The following is a 267-nucleotide window of genomic DNA, read 5'->3' on the forward strand; positions in this document are numbered from 1 at the left end:
GCCCAGGCCGTGCCTTCGTCGTTGTGGGCAGGCGGTGGCCGCGCGATGATGCCCTGCCCTGTCGACAAGGACCTTCGGGATGCCTTCTTCGCTCCGCCTGCGCCGCCTGCTTGGCGGTGTCCTGCTCGCTGCCCTGCCCGCCACTGCGTTCGCCTGTGGCGATGCGGATGCCGTGCGCGAGGCCGCGTATCGGCAGTTGCCGGCCGGCGCGCTGCCGGTCACGGCACGTTTCACCGATGCGGACAGCACGGCCTGCCGCGCGTGGCC

1 protein-coding gene is annotated in these 267 nt (G+C 72.7%); it reads left to right on the forward strand.

The window, feature by feature from the left end; genetic code table 11:
- Positions 1-79 precede the first annotated feature (79 nt).
- Positions 80-267: hypothetical protein (locus FQ664_RS26165; RefSeq protein ID WP_144175896.1), on the forward strand; the 188-nt coding region annotated here is incomplete at its 3' end.

This window comes from Pseudomonas persica (genome assembly GCF_900291015.1).
Lineage (GTDB): Bacteria > Pseudomonadota > Gammaproteobacteria > Pseudomonadales > Pseudomonadaceae > Aquipseudomonas.